This is a genomic window from Lyngbya aestuarii BL J (assembly GCF_000478195.2).
Lineage (GTDB): Bacteria > Cyanobacteriota > Cyanobacteriia > Cyanobacteriales > Microcoleaceae > Capilliphycus > Capilliphycus aestuarii.
In genome coordinates this window covers 25272-49607 of record NZ_AUZM01000014.1, presented here as the reverse complement: position 1 = coordinate 49607, position 24336 = coordinate 25272, and the positions used below count along the sequence as shown (strand labels likewise).

Below are 24336 nucleotides of genomic sequence, written 5' to 3'. Positions count from 1 at the left end.
AACCCATCCCCAACTCATAAAATCCGAAAACGAGTTAACTCTTAAATAAATTATGCTTTTGTTAAAAGAACCGACAGGCTTGCTCAAACCTCCCCTAAATTCAACACAGTACCCATCAATGTTCAAAATCTAGTCCGTCCACCTGACCCCATCCCCAAAAATCCAATTCCACGCAACTCAAAAACTAAACTCATGACGAATACCACCGCCGAAGAATCAATGTTCCTACTCCCCGACTTGATCGACATTCAACGCTCAAGTTTTCGGTGGTTTCTAGAAAGCGGACTCATTGAAGAACTCGAAAGCTTCTCCCCGATCACCGACTATACCGGAAAACTGGAACTCCACTTCCTCGCTCAAAACTATCGACTCAAACAGCCCAAATACGACGTTGATGAAGCCAAACGACGCGATAGTACCTACGCCGTACAGATGTACGTTCCCACCCGCTTAATCAACAAAGAAACAGGCGAAATCAAAGAACAAGAAGTCTTCATCGGCGATCTGCCGTTAATGACCGAACGCGGAACCTTTATCATCAACGGAGCCGAACGAGTCATCGTTAACCAAATCGTGCGGAGTCCTGGTGTCTACTATAAATCAGAAATTGATAAAAACCAACGCCGAACCTACAGCGCATCCCTGATCCCCAACCGAGGCGCCTGGTTAAAATTTGAAACCGACAAAAACGATCTCGTGTGGGTGAGAATCGATAAAACCCGTAAACTCTCCGCCCAAGTCCTCCTCAAAGCCCTCGGACTCTCCAACAACGAAATCTTCGACGCCCTGCGCCACCCCGACTACTTCCAGAAAACCATAGATCGAGAAGGCGAATTTAGCGAAGAAGACGCCTTGATGGAACTCTACCGCAAACTTCGTCCGGGAGAACCCCCAACCGTCGCCGGAGGAGAACAACTCCTCAATAACCGCTTCTTTGATCCCAAACGCTATGATCTCGGTCGAGTCGGACGGTATAAACTCAATCGTAAACTGCGCCTGACCATTCCCGACATTACCCGTGTTCTGACACCTACCGACATTTTAGCCGCGATCGACTACCTAATTAACCTCGAATACGACATCGGCGAAACCGACGACATCGACCACTTAGGAAACCGTCGCGTGCGTTCTGTCGGGGAACTCCTGCAAAACCAAGTCCGAGTGGGTTTAAACCGTCTAGAACGAATTATCCGCGAACGGATGACCGTTAGCGACTCAGACTCTTTGACCCCCGCATCTTTAGTGAACCCTAAACCCCTGGTGGCGGCGATTAAAGAATTCTTCGGCAGTTCTCAACTTTCGCAATTTATGGATCAAACCAATCCCCTGGCCGAATTGACCCATAAACGTCGTCTGTCCGCTCTAGGCCCAGGTGGTCTGACCCGAGAACGAGCTGGGTTTGCTGTCCGAGATATTCACCCCTCCCATTATGGGCGGATTTGTCCGATTGAAACCCCAGAAGGCCCGAACGCGGGTTTAATTGGTTCTCTCGCTACCCATGCGCGAGTCAATCCCTACGGGTTTATTGCTACCCCCTACTATCCAGCCGAAAACGGCCGGGTGCGACGAGATGGGCCTCCCGTGTACATGACTGCTGATGAAGAAGATGATTTGCGAGTGGCACCGGGAGATGTCGCCACAGATGCCGAAGGCAATATTTTAGGGGAAGTGATTCCAGTCCGTTATCGTCAGGACTTCACCGAAACGACTCCCGACCAAGTAGACTATGTAGCCGTTTCCCCCGTTCAAATCATTTCCGTTGCCACCTCATTGATTCCCTTCCTCGAACACGACGATGCGAACCGGGCATTAATGGGGTCTAATATGCAGCGCCAAGCAGTACCCCTGCTGCGACCCCAACGCCCCCTCGTGGGAACAGGTTTAGAAGCCCAAGCCGCCCGAGATTCGGGGATGGTGATTGTTTCACAAATTGATGGAGAAGTCTCCTATGTTGATGGGGCAAGAATTCGAGTCGCCTCACCGGAAGGCGAAGAAGTCGAGTACGAGTTACAGAAATATAACCGTTCTAACCAAGACACCTGTTTAAATCAACGTCCCCTCGTTTATGAAGGCGACCAAGTGGTAGTCGGACAAGTCTTGGCAGATGGTTCTTCAACAGAAGGGGCAGAACTGGCTTTAGGGCATAACGTGGTTGTGACTTATATGCCGTGGGAAGGCTACAACTACGAAGACGCGATTTTAATTAGCGAACGTCTGGTTTATGAGGATATTTACACCTCCATCCACATTGAGAAATACGAAATTGAAGCCCGACAAACCAAACTAGGGCCTGAAGAAATTACCCGCGAAATTCCCAACGTCGGGGAAGACTCCTTGCGACAACTCGATGCCAATGGGATTATCCGAGTTGGGGCCTGGGTAGAAGCCGGAGACATCCTCGTGGGAAAAGTCACCCCCAAAGGAGAATCAGACCAACCCCCAGAAGAAAAACTCCTACGAGCGATTTTTGGAGAAAAAGCCCGAGATGTTCGTGATAACTCCCTGCGAGTTCCCAACGGCGAAAAAGGTCGAGTGGTCGATGTGCGGGTCTTTACTCGCGAACAAGGCGATGAACTCCCCCCTGGTGCCAATATGGTTGTCCGGGTTTATGTCGCTCAAAAACGGAAAATCCAAGTCGGCGACAAAATGGCGGGACGACATGGAAATAAAGGGATTGTTTCGCGGATTCTCCCTGTCGAAGATATGCCTTATTTACCCGATGGACGGGCAGTGGATATTGTGTTGAATCCCTTGGGTGTACCCTCTCGGATGAACGTCGGTCAAATCTTTGAATGTTTACTCGGATGGGCAGGTGAAAACTTAAAGACGCGGTACAAAGTCATTCCTTTCGACGAAATGCACGGACAGGAAATGTCACGAGAAACCGTTCATGGAGAGTTGCAACTCGCCCGAGAAAAACAGAACAAAGATTGGCTATTTAACGCCGATAACCCCGGTAAAGTTCTGCTCTACGATGGTCGTACAGGAGAACCCTTTGATCAACCTGTAACCGTTGGGGTGGCTTATATGCTGAAGCTGGTTCACCTCGTCGATGATAAAATTCACGCCCGTTCAACCGGCCCTTACTCTCTGGTGACTCAACAACCCCTGGGCGGAAAAGCCCAACAAGGTGGACAGCGATTTGGAGAAATGGAAGTTTGGGCGCTCGAAGCCTTTGGTGCTGCTTACACCTTACAGGAATTGCTCACCGTCAAATCCGACGATATGCAAGGCCGTAACGAGGCTCTCAACGCCATTGTCAAAGGAAAAGCCATTCCTCGACCCGGAACACCAGAATCCTTTAAAGTGTTGATGCGGGAATTACAATCTCTATGCTTGGATATTGCCGTTCACAAAGTTGAAACAGGTGAAGACGGAGTGGGTCGCGACTTAGAGGTGGACTTGATGGCAGACGAATCCAACCGAGGACGCACCCCCTCCAAACCCACCTATGAGTTTACAGCCACCGAAGAAGACAAAAAAGACTCTTAAACAGTCAACAGTGACCCGTGAACACCGGAACAATCTAAAAAAACTGATAACTGAGACTTATCCGTTTCTATAACGTTAACGTTGACCACCCCCACCGTTAACTCATTCGTTAACAACTCCGTTTCTACAAACTATGCCTAAACTAGAACAGCGCTTTGATTACGTCAAAATTGGGTTAGCTTCTCCAGAGCGAATTCGGACTTGGGGAGAACGGACATTACCCAATAACCAAATTGTTGGCGAAGTCACCAAACCCGAAACCATCAACTATCGCACCCTGAAGCCGGAGATGGATGGTTTATTCTGCGAGCGAATTTTTGGTCCGGCGAAAGATTGGGAATGTCATTGCGGTAAATACAAGCGGGTTCGACATCGGGGTATTGTTTGTGAACGTTGCGGCGTAGAAGTCACCGAGTCAAGAGTTCGTCGTCATCGCATGGGCTTCATTAAATTAGCCGCTCCAGTGACTCATGTGTGGTATCTCAAAGGAATTCCGAGCTATATGGCAATCTTGCTCGATATGCCCCTGCGGGATGTCGAACAGGTGGTTTACTTCAACGCCTACGTCGTCCTCAACCCCGGTAACGCCGAAAACCTCTCCTACAAACAGTTACTGATGGAAGAGCAGTGGCTAGAAATCGAAGAACAAATGTATAGTGAGGATACAACCCTCAGTGGCGTAGAAGTCGGAATCGGGGCTGAAGCTGTTGCTCAACTCTTAGCAGATATTCCCCTTGAAGAAGAAGCCGAACGACTGCGTGAAGACATCGCTGCTGCCAAAGGACAAAAACGCGCCAAACTGATTAAACGCCTACGGGTGATTGATAACTTTATCGCCACTGGGTCAAAACCGGAGTGGATGGTATTACACGTCATTCCCGTCATTCCTCCAGATCTGCGACCTATGGTGCAATTAGATGGGGGACGTTTTGCCACCAGTGACTTAAACGATCTCTATCGTCGGGTGATTAATCGTAATAACCGTCTGGCTCGTTTGCAGGAAATTCTCGCCCCAGAAATCATTATCCGCAACGAAAAACGGATGTTGCAAGAAGCCGTTGATGCCTTAATTGATAATGGTCGGCGAGGACGAACAGTTGTGGGGGCGAATAATCGTCCATTGAAATCCCTCTCCGATATTATCGAAGGAAAACAAGGTCGTTTTCGGCAAAACTTACTCGGAAAACGGGTAGACTACTCCGGACGTTCAGTGATTGTCGTCGGGCCGAAACTGAAAATGCACCAGTGTGGACTCCCGCGCGAGATGGCGATTGAACTCTTTCAGCCCTTTGTAATTCATCGGTTAATTCGTCAGGGATTAGTCAACAATATTAAGGCAGCCAAGAAATTAATTCAACGCAATGATCCCAGTGTTTGGGATGTTTTAGAAGAAGTAATTTATGGTCATCCAGTCATGCTCAACCGAGCGCCGACACTACACCGTTTGGGGATTCAAGCCTTTGAACCGATATTAGTAGAAGGACGAGCCATTCAGTTACATCCTCTCGTCTGTCCTGCCTTTAACGCGGACTTTGACGGCGACCAAATGGCCGTTCACGTTCCCTTGTCGATCGAATCTCAAGCCGAAGCGAGACTGCTGATGCTGGCTTCTAACAATATTCTTTCACCCGCGACGGGTTCTCCGATTGTCACACCGAGCCAAGACATGGTACTCGGCTGTTATTATCTCACGGCTGAAAACCCCGCAGCTACAAAAGGAGCAAACGGCTACTTTGCCAGTCTTACCGATGCTATCACCGCTTATGAACAAGGAGCTGTAGACTTACACGCCTACGTCTGGGTGCGCTTTCAAGGTGAAGTAATGGGAAGCGAAGGTGAACGACTGGAAAAAGAAGAAACCAACAGTGATGGAGTCGTCACCAAAATCTACGTCGGAGAGAAAAGTGGACAACCCACTCGTCGGGTGCGAGAAGATCAAGACGGAAAAATTTTGTCCCAATATGTGCGAACCACTCCGGGACGTGTGATCTTCAATAAAACCGTTCAAGACGTTTTAGTGTAATTGTTTTCGAGTTCTCGTTTCAGGTGTTCACCCCAAGTGAGAAGATCACCTTCACCTGTCACCTGCTGACTAATTCACTGTTCACTATTCACGCTCTATAACCCATGACTGAAAATAAAAAAATCTTCCGTAATCAAATTATTGATAAAAAGCAACTCAAGAAACTCATTTCTTGGTCCTTTACCCATCATGGTACCGCTCGTACCGCTCAAATTGCCGATGAATTAAAAGATATGGGATTCCGCTATGCCACACGCGCCGGAGTTTCCATTAGTGTAGAAGACTTGCAAGTTCCCCCGTCTAAACGAGGTCTTCTCGATGAAGCCCAAGAAGAAATTCGTCGCACAGAACGTCGCTATACCAAAGGAGAAATCACCGAAGTCGAACGCTTTCAAAAAGTGGTCGATACCTGGAACGGGACGAGTGAGGCCCTCAAAGATGAAGTGGTGCGGAACTTTAAAGCCACAAACCCGCTCAACTCCGTTTACATGATGGCATTTTCTGGGGCGCGGGGTAATATCTCCCAAGTTCGTCAGCTTGTGGGAATGCGGGGACTGATGGCAAACCCCCAAGGGGAAATTATTGACTTACCGATTAAAACCAACTTCCGAGAAGGATTAACCGTTACCGAATACATTATCTCCTCCTACGGGGCGCGGAAAGGTTTAGTGGATACCGCCTTACGAACTGCTGACTCGGGATATTTAACCCGTCGTTTAGTAGACGTGGCTCAAGATGTCATTTTGCGGGAAATCGATTGTAGCACCGAAAAGGGAATTTGGCTGCGAAGTATGACCGATGGGGAACGCATTCTAATTCCCTTACAAGATCGGTTGTTTGGACGAGTGCTAGGAGCAGATGTTATCCACCCCGAAACTGGGGAAATTGTTAGCTTTGAAGGCAAAAAAGCTGTTCGCAACCAAGCCATTTGTGCCGACCTCGCAACTGCGATTGGTCAATCAAAAGTCAAGGAAGTTTTTCTGCGGAGTCCGTTAACTTGTGAAGCGACAAGATCTGTCTGTCGGCATTGCTATGGCTGGAGTTTGGCTCATGCAGATATGGTTGACCTCGGAGAAGCCATTGGGATTATTGCAGCCCAATCCATCGGTGAACCGGGAACCCAGTTAACCATGCGGACATTCCACACCGGAGGAGTCTTCACCGCAGAAGCCGCCGAAATTATTAAAGCTCCCTTTGATGGTGTGGTTCGCTTACCGAAAACACTGCGATTACGGGCCTTCCGGACTCGTCACGGTGATGATTCTTTTTACATTGAAAGTAACGGTAAAATCACTGTTGAAAATGGGGATCGGAGTCAATCGTTAAATGTCTCTCAAGGAAGTTCGCTAGTCGTCAAAGAGGGACAGCCAGTTAAAGCTGACCAAGTGTTGGTGGAGATTCCCGCAGGCGGTCGTACCGCTCGTAAAACCACAGAAAAAGCGACCAAAGACGTGGCCACAGACTTAGCGGGTGAAGTCAAGTTTGCGGATGTAGTTGCTGAGGAAAAAACAGACCGTCAAGGGAACATGACCCGCATCGCTTCGCGTGGGGGTTTGATTTGGATTCTCTCAGGTGAGGTGTATAACTTACTTCCTGGGGCTGAACCGACGGTTAAAAATGGAGATCATGTTGGGGTCGATAGTGTACTGGCTCAAACCCGATTGGTTTCTGAACATGGGGGAATTGTTCGGATTCATCAACCGGAAAGTGAAACGACAACACCAGAGGTTCTCGAACCTACTGTGAAACCTTTAGCGGAACCAACGGGTGCGGGTGTGGTCACTCCAACTACTACGGCTAAATCAGACCTTCCCCGTGAGATTGAAATTATCACGGCTTCGGTGTTGTTAGACCAGGCGTTAGTGCGGATACAGCAACTCCAGGGTCGGGAACAATATGTGATTGAAACCACCAACAACAATCGCTTTTTGCTGAAGGTGACACCCGGTAGTAAAGTCGAGAACCATGAAGTGATTGCTGAGTTGATGGATGATAGCTACCGCACGGCTACCGGAGGCATTATTAAATATGCGGGGGTTGAAGTCGCCAAACGGAGCAAGGCTAAACTTGGGTATGAAGTCATTCAAGGCGGTACACTCCTGTGGATTCCCGAAGAATGTCACGAGGTCAATAAAGATATTTCTCTGTTGTTGGCCGAAGATGGTCAATATGTCGAAGCCGGGACTGAAGTCGTTAAAGACATCTTCTGTCAGTCCAATGGGGTGATTGAGGTGACTCAGAAAAATGACATTTTGCGGGAGATTGTGATTAAACCGGGTGAACTGCATTTGGTTGATGACCCGGAAATGGTGATTAAAATTGATGGTCAGATTGTTAATCCGGGACAAGAAGTGATTCCCGGGATTGAAGCCAAAGAACTGCACTATGTTGAGTATGTGGAAACTCCCGAGGGTCCTGCTTTGTTGCTGCGACCCGTGACCGAGTTTGCTGTACCGGAAACTCCCCCGATTCCCTCTCAAGAGTCTTTAAACGAATCGATTTCGCTGCAAGCGGTACAGCGCTTAACTTTTAAGGATGGCGAACGGGTGCGCTCAGTGGAAGGTGTGGAACTGTTGCGGACTCAATTGGTGATTAATATCGACACTGATGCTCCCCAACTGGCGGCTGATATTGAACTGATTCCCCACGAAGAAGACTCGGAACTGATGCGCCTGCAATTGGTGATTTTAGAGTCTTTGGTGATTCGTCGGGATATCGTGGCTGATGCGACTCAAGGGAGTACCCGCACTCGTTTACTCGTTAAGGATGGAGACGAGATTGAACCGGGTGCTGTGGTCAGTCGGACGGAAATTTTGTGTAAAGAAACGGGAATTGTCAGTGGTATTCGCTCCGGGACGGAAATTCTGCGACGAATTTTGGTGGTGCGTGATGCTGACCAAATGAAATTTGACCTTCCTGCTGGTGTGACTACTGATGTTAAACCGGGTCAGTTGGTGGTGGAAAGTAGTGAACTGGCTCCTGGGGTGACGCTTCCCGAGTCGGGTGAGATTGTGGCTGTTCATCCAGGGTCATCTGGGTCTGCTAATGAGGGGTCTGTCTCGGAGGGTTCGGAAGATGATTCCCAACTGGCGCAAGCGGCTTCAACGAGAGTGGTGTTGCGTTTGGGGCGTCCTTATCGGGTGTCTTCTGGGGCGATTTTACATCTTAATGATGGAGATTTGGTTCAACGGGGGGATAACCTGGTGTTGCTGGTGTTTGAACGGGCAAAAACGGGGGATATTATTCAGGGTTTACCTCGGATTGAAGAACTCCTAGAAGCTCGTAAACCCAAAGAGGCTTGTATTCTCGCCAAACATCCCGGAACTGCTCAAGTCAATGTCACGGATGAAATTGTTGACCTGCGGGTGATGGAAAATGATGGCAACATTAGTGAATATCCGTTGTTACCCGGTCAAACGGTGATTGTCTCCGATGGACAAATGGTGGAAGTGGGTCAACCCTTAACTGATGGGCCGGCAAATCCTCACGAAATCTTGGAGGTTTTCTTTAACTATCATCAACACACCGAGGGCATTTATGAGGCGGCGTTGCGGAGTTTCCAACAATGCCAAACTTTCTTGGTGAACGAGGTGCAATCGGTTTATCAGTCTCAAGGGATTGACATTTCTGACAAACACATTGAAGTGATTGTTCGACAAATGACCTCGAAGGTGCGGATTGATGATGGTGGAGATACAACTATGTTACCGGGTGAGTTGGTGGAACTGCGGCAGGTTGAACAGGTCAACGAAGCGATGTCGATTACCGGGGGCGCACCTGCACGATATACTCCGATGTTACTCGGGATTACTAAAGCGTCCTTGAATACTGATAGCTTTATCTCTGCGGCGAGTTTCCAAGAAACCACTCGGGTGTTAACCGAAGCCGCCATTGAAGGGAAGTCTGACTGGTTACGAGGCTTGAAAGAAAACGTAATTATTGGTCGTTTGATTCCGGCAGGAACTGGATTTAATGCCTATGAAGAACTCGGTGTTGGGGATTTTAGCCTTGAGAATAACGACATGAGTTATCTCGAAGATGAGGAAATCGAATTGCAAGATGTTGTTCTTGACGATCGCACGGCTCGGAAGATGGATCGAGGCGATCTCAACCCAACTCAAGATTCCGATGAACTCGTCAAGGATAATTCTCTATTCTTGGATGATGAACTGATTGATGATGATAGTTTTGAGGAAGAACAATAGAAACAAAGGCGCTCCGTGAATATTTAGAGGTTTAGAAGTTCAGGAGTCTCTCTGGGGATGACGACTTCGCGACTATTAGATAGATCACTGTTAAACGTTTTGGCATCTGTCTCCCCTTTCAATCAACCCAGCGGAGTGGGGGCAGATGCACTCGGGAACCGCAGGGAGCGCCAAGGTAAGGTATAATATCAACAGCAAAGCACGATTTGTGAGCTGTAGTTGGAACCTCCAATTTCAGCGCACGCGAATTGAAGCCGTTCAACTCTACTCATTGTTGCTGACAATACCGCATGATTGGATCAGACCCCAAGTTAGAACAGCACGCTCATCAAGCCAAACACATTCACAATGACCACGAACATCACCAGACCACTCCTCATGTTCACAGTGAAGAATCCCTGCGACGTATTGTGAACCGCTTGTCTCGGATTGAAGGGCATATCCGAGGGGTGAAAAGAATGGTCGCCGAAAGTGATCCTTGTCCGGATGTTTTAGTGCAAATTGCCGCAATTCGAGGCGCCTTAGACCGAGTGGCGCGGATTATCCTAGATGAACACTTGAGTGAATGTGTGGCAAGAGCGGCAAAAGAAGGTAACATCGATGATGAGATTGAGCAGTTAAAATCTGCTTTAGATCGGTTTATCCCCTAAGCCTTGTGCTGCATTTATGTTCAGGAAAGTCTTCTTTGGATTTTTGTGGATCGGGTTTGTTACCTACGCCTTTACCTTGGCGCCACCCGATCAGCCCGATACCTTAGTTTTGATTAAAGATTTGTCAACGGGCAACTGGCAGGGAATCAATCCTCTGATCGTTGCTCTTTTTAATTTAATGGGAATTTGGCCGCTGATTTATAGCAGTTTATTGTTTTTTGATGGTCAAGGTCAAAAAATACTGGCTTGGCCGTTTGCAATGGCTTCTTTTGCGGTGGGGGCGTTTGCAATATTACCTTATCTGGTTTTCCGTCAACCCAACCCCAATTATTCGGGTTCTCTAAATTTTGTTTTAAAATTATTCGATTCTCGAATTACAGGTATTCTTTTAACAATCGGCGCAGTTACGCTGATGGGCTACGGTTTAAACGGTGGAGATTGGTCAGACTTTCTACAACAATGGCAAACGAGTCGCTTTATTCATGTGATGAGTTTAGATTTTTGTCTGCTCGGTCTGGTGTTTCCGGCTTTACTCTGGGATGATATGGCGCGACGGAAAATGAATAATTCTTTTCTCTTTTGGGGGGTGGCTTTACTTCCCTTGCTAGGGCCTTTATTCTATCTGTGTGTACGATCGCCTTTGAGTGCGACTCCGAGTGAAACGGAAACCAATCAACAACAACCCCAAACCTGACCTCTGACCCGATCAATCTGATCTCAAAGACTTAAAGATTGACCACAGATGATTGATGGCAAGATCCGGGGATCTTGCCATCAATACCCTGATTTTTTTTTCGATTTTAGATCAAAATTGCTCACAATATTAGTTTTTCATGTCTTCAGTCGTTGCGTAAATTGTTGCTTCGGTTTAAGATAAATTTTTCTATACTAGACTATATCGTTTAATTTTCTAACTTTTCAAGCCTCAGCAATACCTCTGCTCAGGAGGTCGAAAGATGGCTAAGAGTTGTAAGCTTCACCACTTTACAAGTGAATGGGGAAGCTCATTGCTCATTGAAAACGAGCTGGCTGTATTCTAGTTTCAAGTCATCTCTGTTTATCAGTCAGCCGCACACATTTTTAAATAAAACTGATTAACCTCAATGGAAACATTTAAGAAATGGATAGCAAAAGATACTCGAACAAATCCTTACTTCTGTTACTGGGGACTCTACTGCTGAGTTCTTGTGCGGAACAACCTCAAGCTGCGGCACCTCCACCCGTCGTTGTAGAAATTGACCGAGTGGAATCGAGTCAAGTTAGAAATAGCACCGAGTTTGTTGCTCGTGTCGAAGGGGTGGAAAACTCTATCCTTCAACCTCGGGTAAGTGGTTGGGTGAAACAAGTGTATGTGAGATTAGGCGATCAGGTGTCAACCGGAGATCCGCTGATGTTGATTGATCCGTCCCAACAGCAGGCAAACTTGGAAAGCCGGTTGGCCGTGGTCGAATCCAGACGCGCCCAACTCGAAAGTGCCAAAGCCAACCTCGACTCTCAACGGGCCGAATTAAGGCGATTGCAAGCGGAGTTGAGCTTTCAATCCCAAGAAGCCAATTTGAGAGACGCAGAACAAACCCTGGAAGCCGAAAGGCAAGAAAAGCAACGCCTGGAACGGGAACTGGAGTTTATTTCAGAAGAAGCCCAATTGAGAGATGCCGAACAACAACTCGAAGCCGCCCGTCGGGAGCGAGATCGTCGGGCTGTCGTTAAAGAAGAACGGGACAGAGCCTTTCAGAGATATGAGAAGCTGTGGCAAGAAGGGGTTGTTTCTTCAGAATCCTATGATCAACGGTTGCGCGAGATTCGAGAAGCCGAAGCAAGCCTTGCTCAACAAGAAGATGCCATACGATCTGCACAAGCGCAAGTTGTAGCCGCTCAACAGGATCTCGAACGCCAGATTAGTACCTTACAAGCTCAGATTAGCACTCAGCAAAGCCGGATCGAAGCGGCTCGGGCGAGGGTTGAGAGTGCCGGACAAGCGTTTGAACGCCAAGTTGCGACTCTTAATGCTCAAATTGAGAGTCAGCAAAAGGTGATAGATGCTCAACAATCTGAAATTAATCGCTTGGGACGGGAAATTCAACAGGCTCAAGCGGATGCGACGGCCCAACAGGTGCAACTCGACTACTATAGTGTAGAAGCTCCAATTTCGGGAATTGTGGGTAATCTGCCTGTGAAAGTGGGGGATTTTGTTGATAGTCAAACGACGATTACCAGTATTCGACAAAATGATCAATTAGAAGTGAATATTGATGTGCCTGTAGGACGATTATCTCAAATTAGAGTCGGGACTCCGGTTGAACTGATCTCTCAAGAAACAGGTCAACAGATTGGTACAAGTAGGATTTCCTATGTTTCTCCCAGTGCGGGAACAGCAACTCAAACGATTTTAGTTAAAGCGATTTACAACAACCAAGATAACAAACTGCGAACTGACCAAATTGTGCGAGCGAGAGTGATTTGGGAACAACTTGCGGGAATTACAGTACCGACAACGGCAATTAACCGCATGGGCGCTCAAAGCTTTGTGTTTGTGGTTGAAGAAGAAAATCAAGACGGTCAGCAAATGCAGATTGCCAAGCAAAGACCTGTGGAGTTGGGGAGTATGCAGGGTCAAGGCTTTGAAGTGTTATCGGGGTTAAAAGCAGGCGATCGCATTGTCACCGAAGGGGTGATTAAACTGCGTGATGGTACACCTGTTGCGGAGCCAAATCAACAATAGGAAGCCGGATCAGTTTCGGAGTAATTGAGAGTGGGGGCGTTGTGTCGCTGACCTTACCCTGATCTCCAATCATGAGTTGAGCTAATAGAAATTCACCCGAAAGGAGGATGCTTTCACAAAACTCAAACGGTATGGAATTTTAGTCAATCGCTCAGTTGATTGAATCAATCAAAAGGTAAGGAGTCTGATAAACTGGAAGGCAATTATAGTACATCAATTCTTTTGTTATAAAAAAGATTAATTTTTTTAACCTAGTTTGTACTCGAAAACATCAAGACGTTCAAATACCAGTATCTTAAAAAAGAAGTTTAAAATAGAGTCCGACTCTCGTTAACAATCGGTACTCCCAACCCTAAACTCATCTATTCCTGCTGATTTTTATGTTGTTATTCGTTAGCACATTTATTAAAAGACCCGTTCTGACAACGGTTTGCACGATTATTATTATTTTGTTGGGAGCTATCTGTATTCCTTTGCTGCCGATTACTCAGTTACCCCAACTCGCAAACACCCAAATTAATGTGACTGCGGTTAATACTGGGGCAGACGCTCAAACCACTGAAACGACGGTCACGACGATTTTAGAACGGGAAATTAACGGGGTAGAGGATATGAGATTCATCTCCTCCAATACCGGAAATAACGGCGTTTCTAATGTTTCTGTTGCTTTCCCCGTAGATGTGGATCGAGATATCGCTCAGGTCAACGTTCAAAACCGGGTTGCCCAAGCCGAACCTACCCTACCGGAAGCAGTTCGACAAACGGGGATATCGGTGAGCGCTTCTTCGCCGAGTATTCTGCTGGTGATTGCCTTTTACTCCGATACCAACGATAACGGCAGATATCTCTACGACGATATCTTTATGAGTAACTACGTCGATCTCAACATCGTAGACCAACTTAAACGAGTTTCGGGGGTGGGTGATGTCACGATTTTTGGGGAACGGCAGTATGCGATGCGAATTTGGCTCGATCCCCAACGGATGACCGCCCGGGGATTGGTGGCTCAAGATGTGGCGTCGGCACTACAGCAACAAAATATTCAGGTGGGTGCGGGAACGCTGGGTCAGAATCCAGCCCCAGAAGGTCAGCTATTTGAAATTCCCCTACAGGCAACAAGCCGTTTAACAGTCGATCAGTTTGAAGATTTGGTGCTGAAAGTTGGGGATGATGGGACGCTGGTGCAACTGCGGGATGTGGGCCGGGCTGAACTGGGTGCTGAGACTTACAGTACCACTGCAACCTTTAAAGGTCAGCCGACGGTGGGGTTGGGGATTTATCAACTTCCCGGAAGTAATGCCCTCGAAGTTGCCAATGAGATCAAATCAACTATGGCGGAGTTGAGTCAGGGTTTTCCGCCAGGATTAAATTATGAAATTGCCTACGACACTACGTTATTTATTTCGGCTTCTTTAGAAGAAGTGGTTGTCACCCTCACCCAAGCAATTGGTTTGGTGATTTTAGTCATTTTTATTTTCTTGCAAGACTGGCGCACTACATTAATTCCGGCGGTGGCGATTCCGGTGGCGTTAATTGGGGCAATGGCGGGGTTAAAAATCATGGGATTTGAACTTAATACTCTGACGCTTTTTGCCAGTACCCTAGCAACGGGTTTGGTGGTTGATGATGCAATCGTGATTGTTGAGGCGGTTTCTCTGAAAATTGAACAGGGGATGAAACCCCGTCAAGCCGCCCTGGACGCGATGAGCGAACTGACAGGGGCAACGATTGCTACTTCTTTGGTGTTGATGGCGGTATTTATTCCGGTGTCTTTCTTTCCGGGAACAACGGGAATTATCTTTAAACAATTTGCCTTGACAATTGCTTTTGCGGTTGCCTGTTCGACCTTTAATGCTTTGACGTTTTCACCCAGTATGGCGGCGCTGCTGTTGCGTCCGAAAGATGAAACGAAAGGGCCGCTTGGATGGCTGTTTAGAAAGTTTAATCAGGGGTTTGGTTGGTTGCAAAATAAATATGCCAAACTGGTGAATTTTCTGATCAAAATCAATACCCTGGTGATGGGAATTTTTGTGGGGGGTTTGGTTCTCACCTTTTTGATGTACCAGTGGGTGCCGGGGGGATTTGTCCCAGAAGAAGACCAGGGCTATTTTCTGATTCTGATTCAATCTCCAGATGGGGTTTCTCTCAACTACACCGCAGAGGCGATCGACGAAATTACCGATCGCGTTTTGGAATCTCCCGAGGTGGAGGGAACCTTTGGAGTCGCTGGGTTTGGTTTTACTGGGATTAACCCCAGTCAGGGGATTATGTTTGTACCGCTTAAACCTTGGTCAGAACGCCCGACCCCCGATCAGTCGGCTTACGGGGTGCTGCGTCGGGTAAACGGAGCTTTGCAAACTGTCCCCTCTGTGAGAGCATTTGCGGTGAACGCCGCGCCTGTACCGGGGTTGAGCAGTACGGGGGGTTTTGAGTTTCAACTGCAAGACCGCACCGGGAATTTGCCGATTTCAGCGTTGCTAGAAAATGGTAATCGTTTAATGGAGGCGGTGAACTCGGCTCAGTATCCGGCTGTGGGTGCGGCTTTTAGTCAATTTACGGCAAATAAGGCTCAAAAACAAATTGAAGTGCTTCGCGATCGCGCTAATGTGCTGAATGTCAATGTTAGCGATATTTTCCGAACGTTGCAAACCTATATTGGTTCGGCCTATGTGAGTGACTTCGTTCTCGGACAGCGACAGTATCGGGTTTATATCCAAGCTGAAGCTGATGCCCGGGCGGCTCCTAATGATCTTGATAAACTTTATGTTCGCTCCCGCAATGATGAGATGATTCCGTTGAGTAGTTTGATTAAAATTACGGATTTTGTCGGCCCGGAAACGATTACCCGTTTTAATATTTTCCGTTCAATGCTGATTCAAGGAAATCCGGCTCCGGGTTATAGTAGCGGACAGGCGATCGCCGCGATGGAACAGGCAGCAGCAGAAGTGCTTGACCCCGGTTTTGGGTATGCGTGGCAGGGGAGTGCTTTGGAAGAAAAATCTTCTGGGGGAGCGGCACCGATTATCTTTGGATTAGGGTTGGTGATGGTGTTTTTGGTGCTGTCGGCGCAGTACGAAAGCTACATTGATCCCCTGATTATTATTCTGTCTGTGCCGTTGGCGGTGTTGGGAGCGTTATCTGCGGTCTGGTTCCGCTCTAACGTTTTGATGGCGGGGGGCTTGTGGCCTGGAGTCACGAATGACGTTTACTGTCAGGTGGCGCTGGTGATGCTGATCGGTTTGGCGTCTAAAAACTCAATTTTGATTGTGGAGTTTGCCAACCAACTGCGCGACAAAGGGTTGAGCATTAAAAAAGCGGCGACCCAAGCGGCAGAACAGCGGTTTCGACCCATCCAAATGACGGCGATTTCTTCGCTGATCGGGTTTTGGCCGTTGGTGGTGGCGTCGGGTGCGGGCGCTTCGAGCCGCTGGTCGTTGGGAACGGCTATTTTTGGCGGGATGTTGGTGGGGACGGTGTTAAGTTTGTTGATTACGCCAAATCTCTTTATTGCGGTGAAAAGTTTGGAGGCGGGTCTGTTGAAAGGGGAAAAACCGGATAAAACCGATGGTGATGGTGATGATGATTCTTCGGGTTTAGGGGGGTTATTCAAGTCTAGAAAGCGCCGTCAGAGTGGTAATTCTGAATCTTCTACAGAAGAAATGTTGAGTCCTGATGAGGCTTTACGAATCAATCATCAGTCTCCTGATCCCACTGGAGAAGGGGTTTAGGTTTACTATTCACTTAGGAGTAAATCAACGAATGCTATGACGGATGAAGAACGTGTTCAAGGTAATTCTGCTGAGGCTTCCCAAGCTGACAGCCTTTCAGTCTCTAACTCGGATGACTCGACAGCGTTAACTCTTTTTAGCTTGTCGCAGCGCGTTGAACAGTTGGAGGAACAGTTGAGTCGTATGGCGTTGTTGTTGAGTGATGTCTACCGTTACGGGAAATTGCGAGACTTGTTGGCGGCGCAACAGTGGAAGGAAGCGGATATCGAAACGACTAGAGTGATGTTAGAAATTATCGGACAGAGTAATCACGATAATATTACGCCGGATGATGTGATTAAGTTTCCTTGTAGTAGTTTATGCTTGTTGGATCAACTTTGGCGGACTTATAGTCATGATCATTTTGGGTTTAGCCGACAACAACAAATTTATGTCAGTGAAGGGGGAACTGATGATATTTCTAATATTGATTTGAAGGTTTTAGAAAAAGTTGGCGATCGCCTGGGATGGCGGGATAATAATAAATGGTTAGATTACGATCGCTTGGATTTTAGTTCATCGGCGCCGTTGGGCTGTCATCCCTCTAACTGGTGGCGTTCAGCGTATGGGGCGAAGATGGCGGTTTATTTTCTGGCACGACTGATGCAGTGTGATGTTACTTCTGATGTTCAACTGATTGCAGAGGACATTGAAAATGTTTAAAGATTGGTCTCCGGATGATTGGATTAATCATATCCTGTTTGCTGTGACGATTTTGCTATTACTCGTTTCTTTTATTTTGGCTTAATTTCTTTTTAATTTGAGTAATTATTTTCGGTGGTGTTGAGGTGGATTTTGATTGAATTTCTATTGATTATCCTTGCACGCTGATCATGATCTCTTAATTTTTACCTCAACAACGGGGGAGAGATTATTGAAAATTATTTTAATTTTCGTAAAACAATGTTTGTAATGTCTCCACGGTTTGCTAAAACGGATATAGAGACTAAACAAAAAATGTAGATATGAGTCAGCTTAGGGGGAAAATACGATGAATACGAGGCTCATCCTCTTTTCGGGGATTATCATGGCGATGCTTGGCTCTGTATTTGGGTTGGCTGTCTCTAAGCTACACCAGGATCGGTATCAATGTTGTAATCAGATTAGCATCAATGATGTGGGTTATTCTCGCTCAAAAGCACCGAGTCAATATGCAATGGCGGGAACCGCGATGGGGTTTGCCGTCGGTTCAGTTTTGGAGACCGTTCGTCAACTCAAACCCGAGGAGAACGAAGAATAAAGCATAATACCTCAGTTTATTGATCAACTTATTACTATACAATCCTACACAAAGAGATACAAAATCAGACATTGTATTGACTCATCAATTTAAGTTTATAAATTTATCAAACTATCCGGGAATGAAAGCGGAAGAATTTGCCAAACAAGGGCTAGAACTAGCGAGGCTGTCATCAGGGGCAATCTATCTGGAAACTGCTACTGTGTAAGGCTTTCAGAAAGTGAAAACTGATGCTTTGCAGTCGAGAAGATATTGCAGCTTCTAGGTAGTTCCTGCAAAATTCGGAGGGGACACGCATTAGGAGTCAATAGCTACAATCTTTACAGAGCAAAGGTTTCAGTAGTTTTAGCTTAATTGTCGTCAAGACCTGCTCAAACATTGAAAGCTGCAAAATTATCTAGATTGCCCCTGGTGTCAGCAATGCTAGTTTTGCTCCTCATAATGCGATTGACGCGGTAGCGCACTGGGCTTCGCCCAATCGCTTTTTTTGGGGGGGGGAGTGAACGGTTCCTTTGATCAGATACAATCTACTCGTCTAGGAGCTATTGTAAAGATAATTCAAAATGGCGAAGAAAAAGTTCGAGGGGCTTCCTTTTCCTGATTTAGTCAAAATAGATACTGATACTCCAGTTTCAGTAAGCCAAATTTCAGAAATTTTGAAAAATCATCCAAAAGGAGTTAGTATCTGTGTTCGAAGCCTTGATGGACATCCTGACAGAGGTGGGTACTTTTTTCATTTTCGTTCTCTTGATCGTGACCAGTGCCAATTATACAACTTTGAGAAGATACCCATTGAAGTATTACCTATTGAGCAGACAATACTTCTAATCAATCATTGTTCTGGATTAGAGTTTAGTGACTGGGCATTTCAGTTCTGTCAGTCTGTTGTTAATTTTCGGCTTGATCCAGATTGATGGGAATTAAATGCTTTGGTTTTTTTCCCGATCGTTTCTTTTTTAACGTCCCTTGCTCATACCTAAGCTCACTCCAGTGATATTTGTCTGAAAATCGAAAAACTTTGTTGATACCTAACTCTCGAAGAAGCACTTTTTGCTTTGATGGCTTAGGTGCAATAGAATTTAACAAAAAAAGAGTATCACCTGATTGCCAACCGATTTGCTTATCTTTGAACAAAACAGGTGTAATTTCAGGATATCCAGATAGCTTTGGAAGAAATGAATATGCTAATCTATCAAAACCTAGTCGAACTACTTCATTTTTAAAAGTCAGATAATCAGAGACAGTACGGCGAAGCAAATCTGTCATAAGTGGTTCATATTCAAAGTCTTGCTGCCAAATCCTTAGAAGCTTTCCGTAGTTACCTTCTTCTTCATTGTATTTGCCTTCTTTACAGTTCACTGCGTATCTAAGATCAAATCCCTGCAATCCGTTGCCTAAATCTTTAGGAGGACAGTTCAACCAATACCAATCACGCAATAAAGCTAGTGATGATGCGTGAAAAACATATACTTGGTAAACAAAAGATGCTCGATCCCAATTAATATTTTCAGGATCGTTTTTCCAATCCCAAGCAAAAATAACTACAAAGTCTGTTTTAGGATGAATATCTTTTCTCAGGGTGTCAAAATTAGCAGATTTTTCTTCCGAAATTGACTGAAGACACTTAACTTCAACTCGAAGACCTTTATGACCTGAAGTTGTACGAACCTCTAGATCAGGAAAACGATTAGCAACAACGTATGTCCAAAAAATATCTTTAATCTCAAGATTCTCAAGAATAGAATTTGCTATCCGTGCTAACTCATACTCGATAATTAAACTAACGCGATTGCGTGTATCGGTTAAATTTCTTTCGTTTTCTGGAATTTTTTCACCAGAATAGATGCCAAGTTTACGTCGAACATCTGTTTTATTGAGTGTTTTGACAATTTCCGGAAGGAAAGACTCAGCTAACCATGATAATGTATCTATCGGATTAAACTCTCCTTTAAGAAAAGCCTTTAAAATTGTAGGATCAAACATCATTTCTTTTCTTCTTTTATTAGTTATTTGTAATCGTTGATGCCCACTAAAAGAAGAAACCACCTCTTGAACAGATGATGTTAGCATCAGTTGAGAATGAGTCAATAAGCTTTTGATTTCTGAGTTGATATCATCAACTTTTTGACGTTGACTTAAATACTGATAATGAATTTGCTCTTGAATATCTTTGGATGGTAGTGGAATCATAACTTGACGTAGGTCTTTTGACTTTACTCTAGGACGACCGATCCCTGCTACTAAATGCCGAATTTGTCCATAAACAAAGTCAGATCTAAGTAAAACGCTCAATATAAGAGGATCAACTACAGGTGAGCCATCAAGCTCCTTTTTGATAGTGAAAACAGAGCATTCAGACGATACGAAACCTGGTTCAGGAAAACTCGCTAATACAACTTTTCTTAAATTAGGACGCATTTTAGCAAAAATAATATCACCAGGATAATACATTTTTACCGCGCTTTTTAATGAATCAGCAAGAGTGGAAACTTGTTCATATCGTCCAGTATTAGCTTCTATATTTGTCAGGCTAGTGTAGCAAATAACTTCACCAGCAAGTTCTTTATGTGGAGTAACTGAAATATTTCTCTCTATGCATATTTCGTCCAGCCGCTTCAAAGGATAGATACAGTTACTGATAAGCTTCTGACTGTCAATTCTAGATGGATGATGAAACTGGAAGTCTATTCTGTAGTCATTATCTTGATAAGATAGATTAGAGTAAATATCTGTGATGTAGATATTCTCTGATGTTTCAACCTTCCCATATTTACAATATCTTTGCCAAGCTTTTAATATTAGGGGAAGATCACTATTAAGGTGGCTTTTACCTCGTTCGTCGTAGTTGATATCTTCATCACCGTTTGTTTTACGACCAACTTTATCTGCTTTAGCAAAGAAAATATTTGGATTACTGATATTATCAGCTTTTTTAGACATTATTAAAATAGAACTATTTACTGTTGCATATGGCATAAAAGTTGTTTCAGGCAAGTTAATTACAGCTTCCAAATTAAAATTTCTACTAATAAATTTTCTAACATCAGTTGCATGAGATAGGTTTAAAACACCTTCGTCTAAAATAATTGCAAGCACACCCCTTTCACGTAACAGTGCATGACAACGTTCGATGAAAAGAATACCACGTCTTCGAGCTGTTCTACCTGAACCTAATTTGAACGTATCTAAAGTTTCTGAATCGGCGAAGTCGCTCCCAAATGGTGGATTGGTTATTATCGTATCAAAAGATGAAAATAATTGATTTGCTTCATTACTTAATGTCCCACCGTTAGGAATAAAAAATGTATGAAAGTTATCAGCTTCGTGAAGAAGCATATTAATTCCTGAAATCCAAGATAAACGTTCATCTATTTCAATGCTAGTTAAAGATGAATAGTTAATTTTATGTTTTACAATACTAGCAAGGAAACCTCCTGTTCCTGATGCGGGATCACATATATCTCCTTTAATATAGGGTTTACAGGCAGAAATAATGAAATCAACAATGTGAGGCGGTGTAAAAAATTGCTGATGATCTCCTTTGTTGAAGGTATTACGAATAACTTCTTCATATGCTAATCCTGTTACATCGAATCTTGTAGATGCAAAATTTAATGACTGAAGAGTAGCAATACATTTTATAATCGCATCATCAGAACAGGAAAGCTCTCTAAAACGTTTCGGAATTAAACTACTATACTGATGTGCAAGCTCCTTATAGTAGCTTCTAATAGCGTTAGAATTCACTGGAACTTCAGCAGACGAAAATAGTTTAGAGAGTTTATGATTCTGAGCTTTGTCAAATATAACTTTAGAAAAAATCAGCTTAATAATTTCGTCTAAACGATTAATGATATTGCTTTGGCTGTCATTATCGCGGAGAAGATCGTGGAGACGGGTGACTAATAGACGAATGTTTCTCAAATCAAGCACTTCAGGCTGTGAGGACGTTGTTATTTCTAAAGGGATTTCAAGCTGTTTTTGAATTGGCATAGATATACACAATCTAGACAAAGACCAACCGCAGAGTAAATTTCGTATCTATATTGTCTACTGTCTACAGACATATGTCAACTGTCTGTAGACAATTTACTTTAAAATGGGGATCTAAATAAATTTGTAAATTTGAGTCTATAGTAACAGTGCAAGTTAAGCGTGTAATAGAAGTTGTGAAAGAGTTTCCAGGCTTAGGGAAGCGAATCAAACAGGTGAGGGAGAAGGATAAACGACCACTTGTCCAAATTTGTCGCGAGGCTGGCATTAGTCGTGCTTACTGGTATCAACTGGAGGCTGAAGACTTGAGAGCACCTGCGACAGAGGAGATGATCCGTAAGATTGAGATAGTTTTGGGTGTTGATTTAGATATCGGGTTTGATAAATGAGAAATAGAACTTATTATTTGTTGGCGTAATGCTAGAGAAGCTGTCATATATTTGGAAAACTTATTAATTAGTCCCAAATTTTTGTAAAAGAGAGGAGAGTAATTCATAGGCTGAAAACTATATATAGAAGTAGTTTCAGCAACAGGCTGCACTTGATAGCAGGAACCTTATATTTACGCCAAGTAAGCATGGCACTTCATAGCAGCTTCTCTATCAATACCCCAACAAACGAATTCCCCCGCTCTCTTAATCATCTGTTTAACAAGCTTGAGACTCTAGTTTTTAATTTTTAATGCGATGAATCTTCAAGAAATTGGTTCCTCGCGGATGTTTGGTGGGAATTCCAGCAACAACTAGAATTTGATCCCCCGTATTGACTAACTGACGCTCTAACAGCAAGGTTTCGGCTTGGTCAATTAATCCTTCAAAAGAACCGACTTCGTGAGTTAATAAAATGGGGAGAACGCCCCAAACTAAGTTCAAACGATGGTAAGTAATTTCATCGGGAGTAAAAGCCACAACTGGAGCTTTTGGTCGTTCGGCAGCCGCAAGTTCAGCAGTATATCCGGTGCTAGTATAAGCGACAATACACTTCAACGGCAGAATTTTATCAATTGTATTTAAGGCTTCACTCAACGCATGGGTTTCGTCAGACTCAGCAGGAGGATAGTTAACAAATTTCAATTCGGGTTCAACACCAGAGGCAATTTTAGCCAGCATTTCCACCGCTTTTACCGGAAAATTACCCACGGCGGACTCTCCCGACAACATCACTGCATCGGTACCGTCAATAATCGCATTCGCAACATCTGAGGCTTCTGCACGAGTTGGACGGGGGTTGTTAATCATGCTTTCTAGCATTTGAGTTGCGGTAATCACCGGAATGCCTTTTTGGTTACAGAGTTTAATAATCTGTTTTTGCAACAAAGGCACTTTTTCCGGACTCATTTCTACTCCTAAATCCCCTCGGGCGACCATCAAACCGTCACATTCATTAATAATTGCTTCTAGGTTATCAATAGCTTGGGGCTTCTCAATTTTTGCCATTACCGGAATATGTTCCGCCCCGTGTTCTGTGAGAAATGTTTTTAAGTGGCGAACGTCTTCAGCCCGACGGACAAAACTCAGAGACACCCAATCAATACCTTGAGATAAACCAAATTCTAAGTCTTGGATATCTTTTTCTGTCATTGAAGGCAGTTGTAAAATTAAACTGGGTAGATTGACGCCTTTGCGACTTTTTAATAAGCCCCCTTCAATGATTTTACAGTTAACAGATGAACCCGAAATTTCCTCAATTCTGAGTTCTAATAAGCCATCATCGAGCAAAATTTGCGCTCCCGGTTCGGCTTCTTCTGCTAAAGAGGGATAATCAATAGAAATAGTATTGGGTTGATTATTATACTCATCAAGCGGAACTAAAGTTAGGGATTCACCAGTGATTAATTCTACCGCACCATCGGGTAATTGACCAACTCGAATCTTCGGCCCTTGTAAGTCTTGTAAGAGTGTAATTTGGATGTCTAAATCATCTGAAACCTGACGTAACATTTTAATAGTTTCGGTATGATCTTCGTAGCTACCATGAGAGAAATTTAATCGAGCGATTCTTAGGCCTGCAAATACCATTTGTTTGAGGATATTGGTATCTCGACTAGCTGGGCCGATAGTGGCGACAATTTTGGTTCGATGAGTTAACGTTTGCATAAGCTGAATCTGTTAGCACTTAGAGGTTGATTTAAAGTTCCCTGTTTAGGGAGATTTGATCTTCTTTTCAGTAGATGAAGACCAAGATCAGATAAATAAGCAAAAAAAACAGAATATTCTTTAATTAGGAGTTTGCAGATTGAAATTT

General features: G+C 44.8%; 13 protein-coding genes. 11 read left to right on the top strand and 2 right to left on the bottom strand.

Annotated features, from left to right (window positions below; all coding sequences use genetic code 11):
* Positions 1–192: 192 nt before the first annotated feature.
* From rpoB to M595_RS08230, 10 genes are all read left to right on the top strand, one after another.
* The gene (gene rpoB / locus M595_RS08275) at positions 193–3492 is read left to right on the top strand and encodes a DNA-directed RNA polymerase subunit beta (RefSeq protein WP_023065733.1); all 3300 of its coding nucleotides are present in this window, start codon (positions 193–195) and stop codon (positions 3490–3492) included.
* 133 nt (positions 3493–3625) lie between these two features.
* A complete protein-coding gene (locus tag M595_RS32680) occupies positions 3626–5515 on the top strand; it encodes a DNA-directed RNA polymerase subunit gamma (RefSeq protein ID WP_023065674.1) in 1890 nt (629 codons plus the stop codon).
* Between the two features lie 104 nt (positions 5516–5619).
* Positions 5620–9720 (top strand): DNA-directed RNA polymerase subunit beta', encoded by a 4101-nt coding sequence (locus M595_RS08265; RefSeq protein WP_023065703.1) that lies wholly within the window; start codon positions 5620–5622, stop codon positions 9718–9720.
* Between the two features lie 290 nt (positions 9721–10010).
* Positions 10011–10370, top strand: a complete 360-nt coding sequence (locus tag M595_RS08260; RefSeq protein WP_023065689.1) for a metal-sensing transcriptional repressor — start codon at positions 10011–10013, stop codon at positions 10368–10370.
* Positions 10371–10386: 16 nt separating this feature from the next.
* A complete protein-coding gene (locus M595_RS08255) occupies positions 10387–11064 on the top strand; it encodes a hypothetical protein (RefSeq protein WP_023065734.1) in 678 nt (225 codons plus the stop codon).
* A 426-nt stretch (positions 11065–11490) separates the two neighbouring features.
* Positions 11491–13092, top strand: a complete 1602-nt coding sequence (locus M595_RS08250; protein ID WP_023065690.1) for an efflux RND transporter periplasmic adaptor subunit — start codon at positions 11491–11493, stop codon at positions 13090–13092.
* A 380-nt stretch (positions 13093–13472) separates the two neighbouring features.
* Positions 13473–16820 (top strand): efflux RND transporter permease subunit, encoded by a 3348-nt coding sequence (locus tag M595_RS08245; protein ID WP_040483794.1) that lies wholly within the window; start codon positions 13473–13475, stop codon positions 16818–16820.
* A 36-nt stretch (positions 16821–16856) separates the two neighbouring features.
* Positions 16857–17522 (top strand): GUN4 domain-containing protein, encoded by a 666-nt coding sequence (locus M595_RS08240; protein ID WP_023065711.1) that lies wholly within the window; start codon positions 16857–16859, stop codon positions 17520–17522.
* Between the two features lie 328 nt (positions 17523–17850).
* Positions 17851–18099 carry a hypothetical protein gene (locus M595_RS08235; RefSeq protein ID WP_040483793.1) on the top strand — a complete coding sequence of 83 codons (249 nt, stop codon included), beginning with the start codon at positions 17851–17853 and terminating at the stop codon, positions 18097–18099.
* Between the two features lie 563 nt (positions 18100–18662).
* Complete coding sequence (locus tag M595_RS08230) at positions 18663–19013, top strand: hypothetical protein (protein ID WP_040483792.1); 351 nt, start codon at positions 18663–18665, stop codon at positions 19011–19013.
* Here M595_RS08230 and M595_RS08225 read toward each other — a convergent pair.
* The gene (locus tag M595_RS08225; RefSeq protein ID WP_023065720.1) at positions 18988–22092 is read right to left on the bottom strand and encodes an N-6 DNA methylase; all 3105 of its coding nucleotides are present in this window, start codon (positions 22090–22092) and stop codon (positions 18988–18990) included. The two genes, M595_RS08230 and M595_RS08225, sit on opposite strands and share 26 nt — an antisense overlap.
* A gap of 149 nt (positions 22093–22241) precedes the next feature.
* Here M595_RS08225 and M595_RS08220 point away from each other — a divergent pair, with 149 nt between their 5' ends.
* Positions 22242–22481 carry a helix-turn-helix domain-containing protein gene (locus tag M595_RS08220; protein ID WP_023065664.1) on the top strand — a complete coding sequence of 80 codons (240 nt, stop codon included), beginning with the start codon at positions 22242–22244 and terminating at the stop codon, positions 22479–22481.
* 282 nt (positions 22482–22763) lie between these two features.
* On the opposite strand, the gene pyk is transcribed toward M595_RS08220, so the two are convergent.
* Positions 22764–24188, bottom strand: coding sequence for a pyruvate kinase (gene pyk, locus M595_RS08215; protein ID WP_023065687.1), 1425 nt, complete (start codon positions 24186–24188; stop codon positions 22764–22766).
* Positions 24189–24336: the final 148 nt, after the last annotated feature.

Excerpts from the sequence above, each read along its gene's own strand:
- pyk (WP_023065687.1), bottom strand. The coding sequence starts at position 24,188 with ATGCAAACGTTAACTCATCGAACCAAAATTGTCGCCACTATCGGCCCA.
- M595_RS32680 (WP_023065674.1), top strand. The coding sequence starts at position 3,626 with ATGCCTAAACTAGAACAGCGCTTTGATTACGTCAAAATTGGGTTAGCT.
- M595_RS08240 (WP_023065711.1), top strand. The coding sequence starts at position 16,857 with ATGACGGATGAAGAACGTGTTCAAGGTAATTCTGCTGAGGCTTCCCAA.
- M595_RS08265 (WP_023065703.1), top strand. The coding sequence starts at position 5,620 with ATGACTGAAAATAAAAAAATCTTCCGTAATCAAATTATTGATAAAAAG.
- M595_RS08245 (WP_040483794.1), top strand. The coding sequence starts at position 13,473 with ATGTTGTTATTCGTTAGCACATTTATTAAAAGACCCGTTCTGACAACG.
- M595_RS08250 (WP_023065690.1), top strand. The coding sequence starts at position 11,491 with ATGGATAGCAAAAGATACTCGAACAAATCCTTACTTCTGTTACTGGGG.
- M595_RS08235 (WP_040483793.1), top strand. The coding sequence starts at position 17,851 with ATGAATACGAGGCTCATCCTCTTTTCGGGGATTATCATGGCGATGCTT.
- M595_RS08230 (WP_040483792.1), top strand. The coding sequence starts at position 18,663 with ATGGCGAAGAAAAAGTTCGAGGGGCTTCCTTTTCCTGATTTAGTCAAA.
- M595_RS08225 (WP_023065720.1), bottom strand. The coding sequence starts at position 22,092 with ATGCCAATTCAAAAACAGCTTGAAATCCCTTTAGAAATAACAACGTCC.
- rpoB (WP_023065733.1), top strand. The coding sequence starts at position 193 with ATGACGAATACCACCGCCGAAGAATCAATGTTCCTACTCCCCGACTTG.
- M595_RS08260 (WP_023065689.1), top strand. The coding sequence starts at position 10,011 with ATGATTGGATCAGACCCCAAGTTAGAACAGCACGCTCATCAAGCCAAA.
- M595_RS08255 (WP_023065734.1), top strand. The coding sequence starts at position 10,387 with ATGTTCAGGAAAGTCTTCTTTGGATTTTTGTGGATCGGGTTTGTTACC.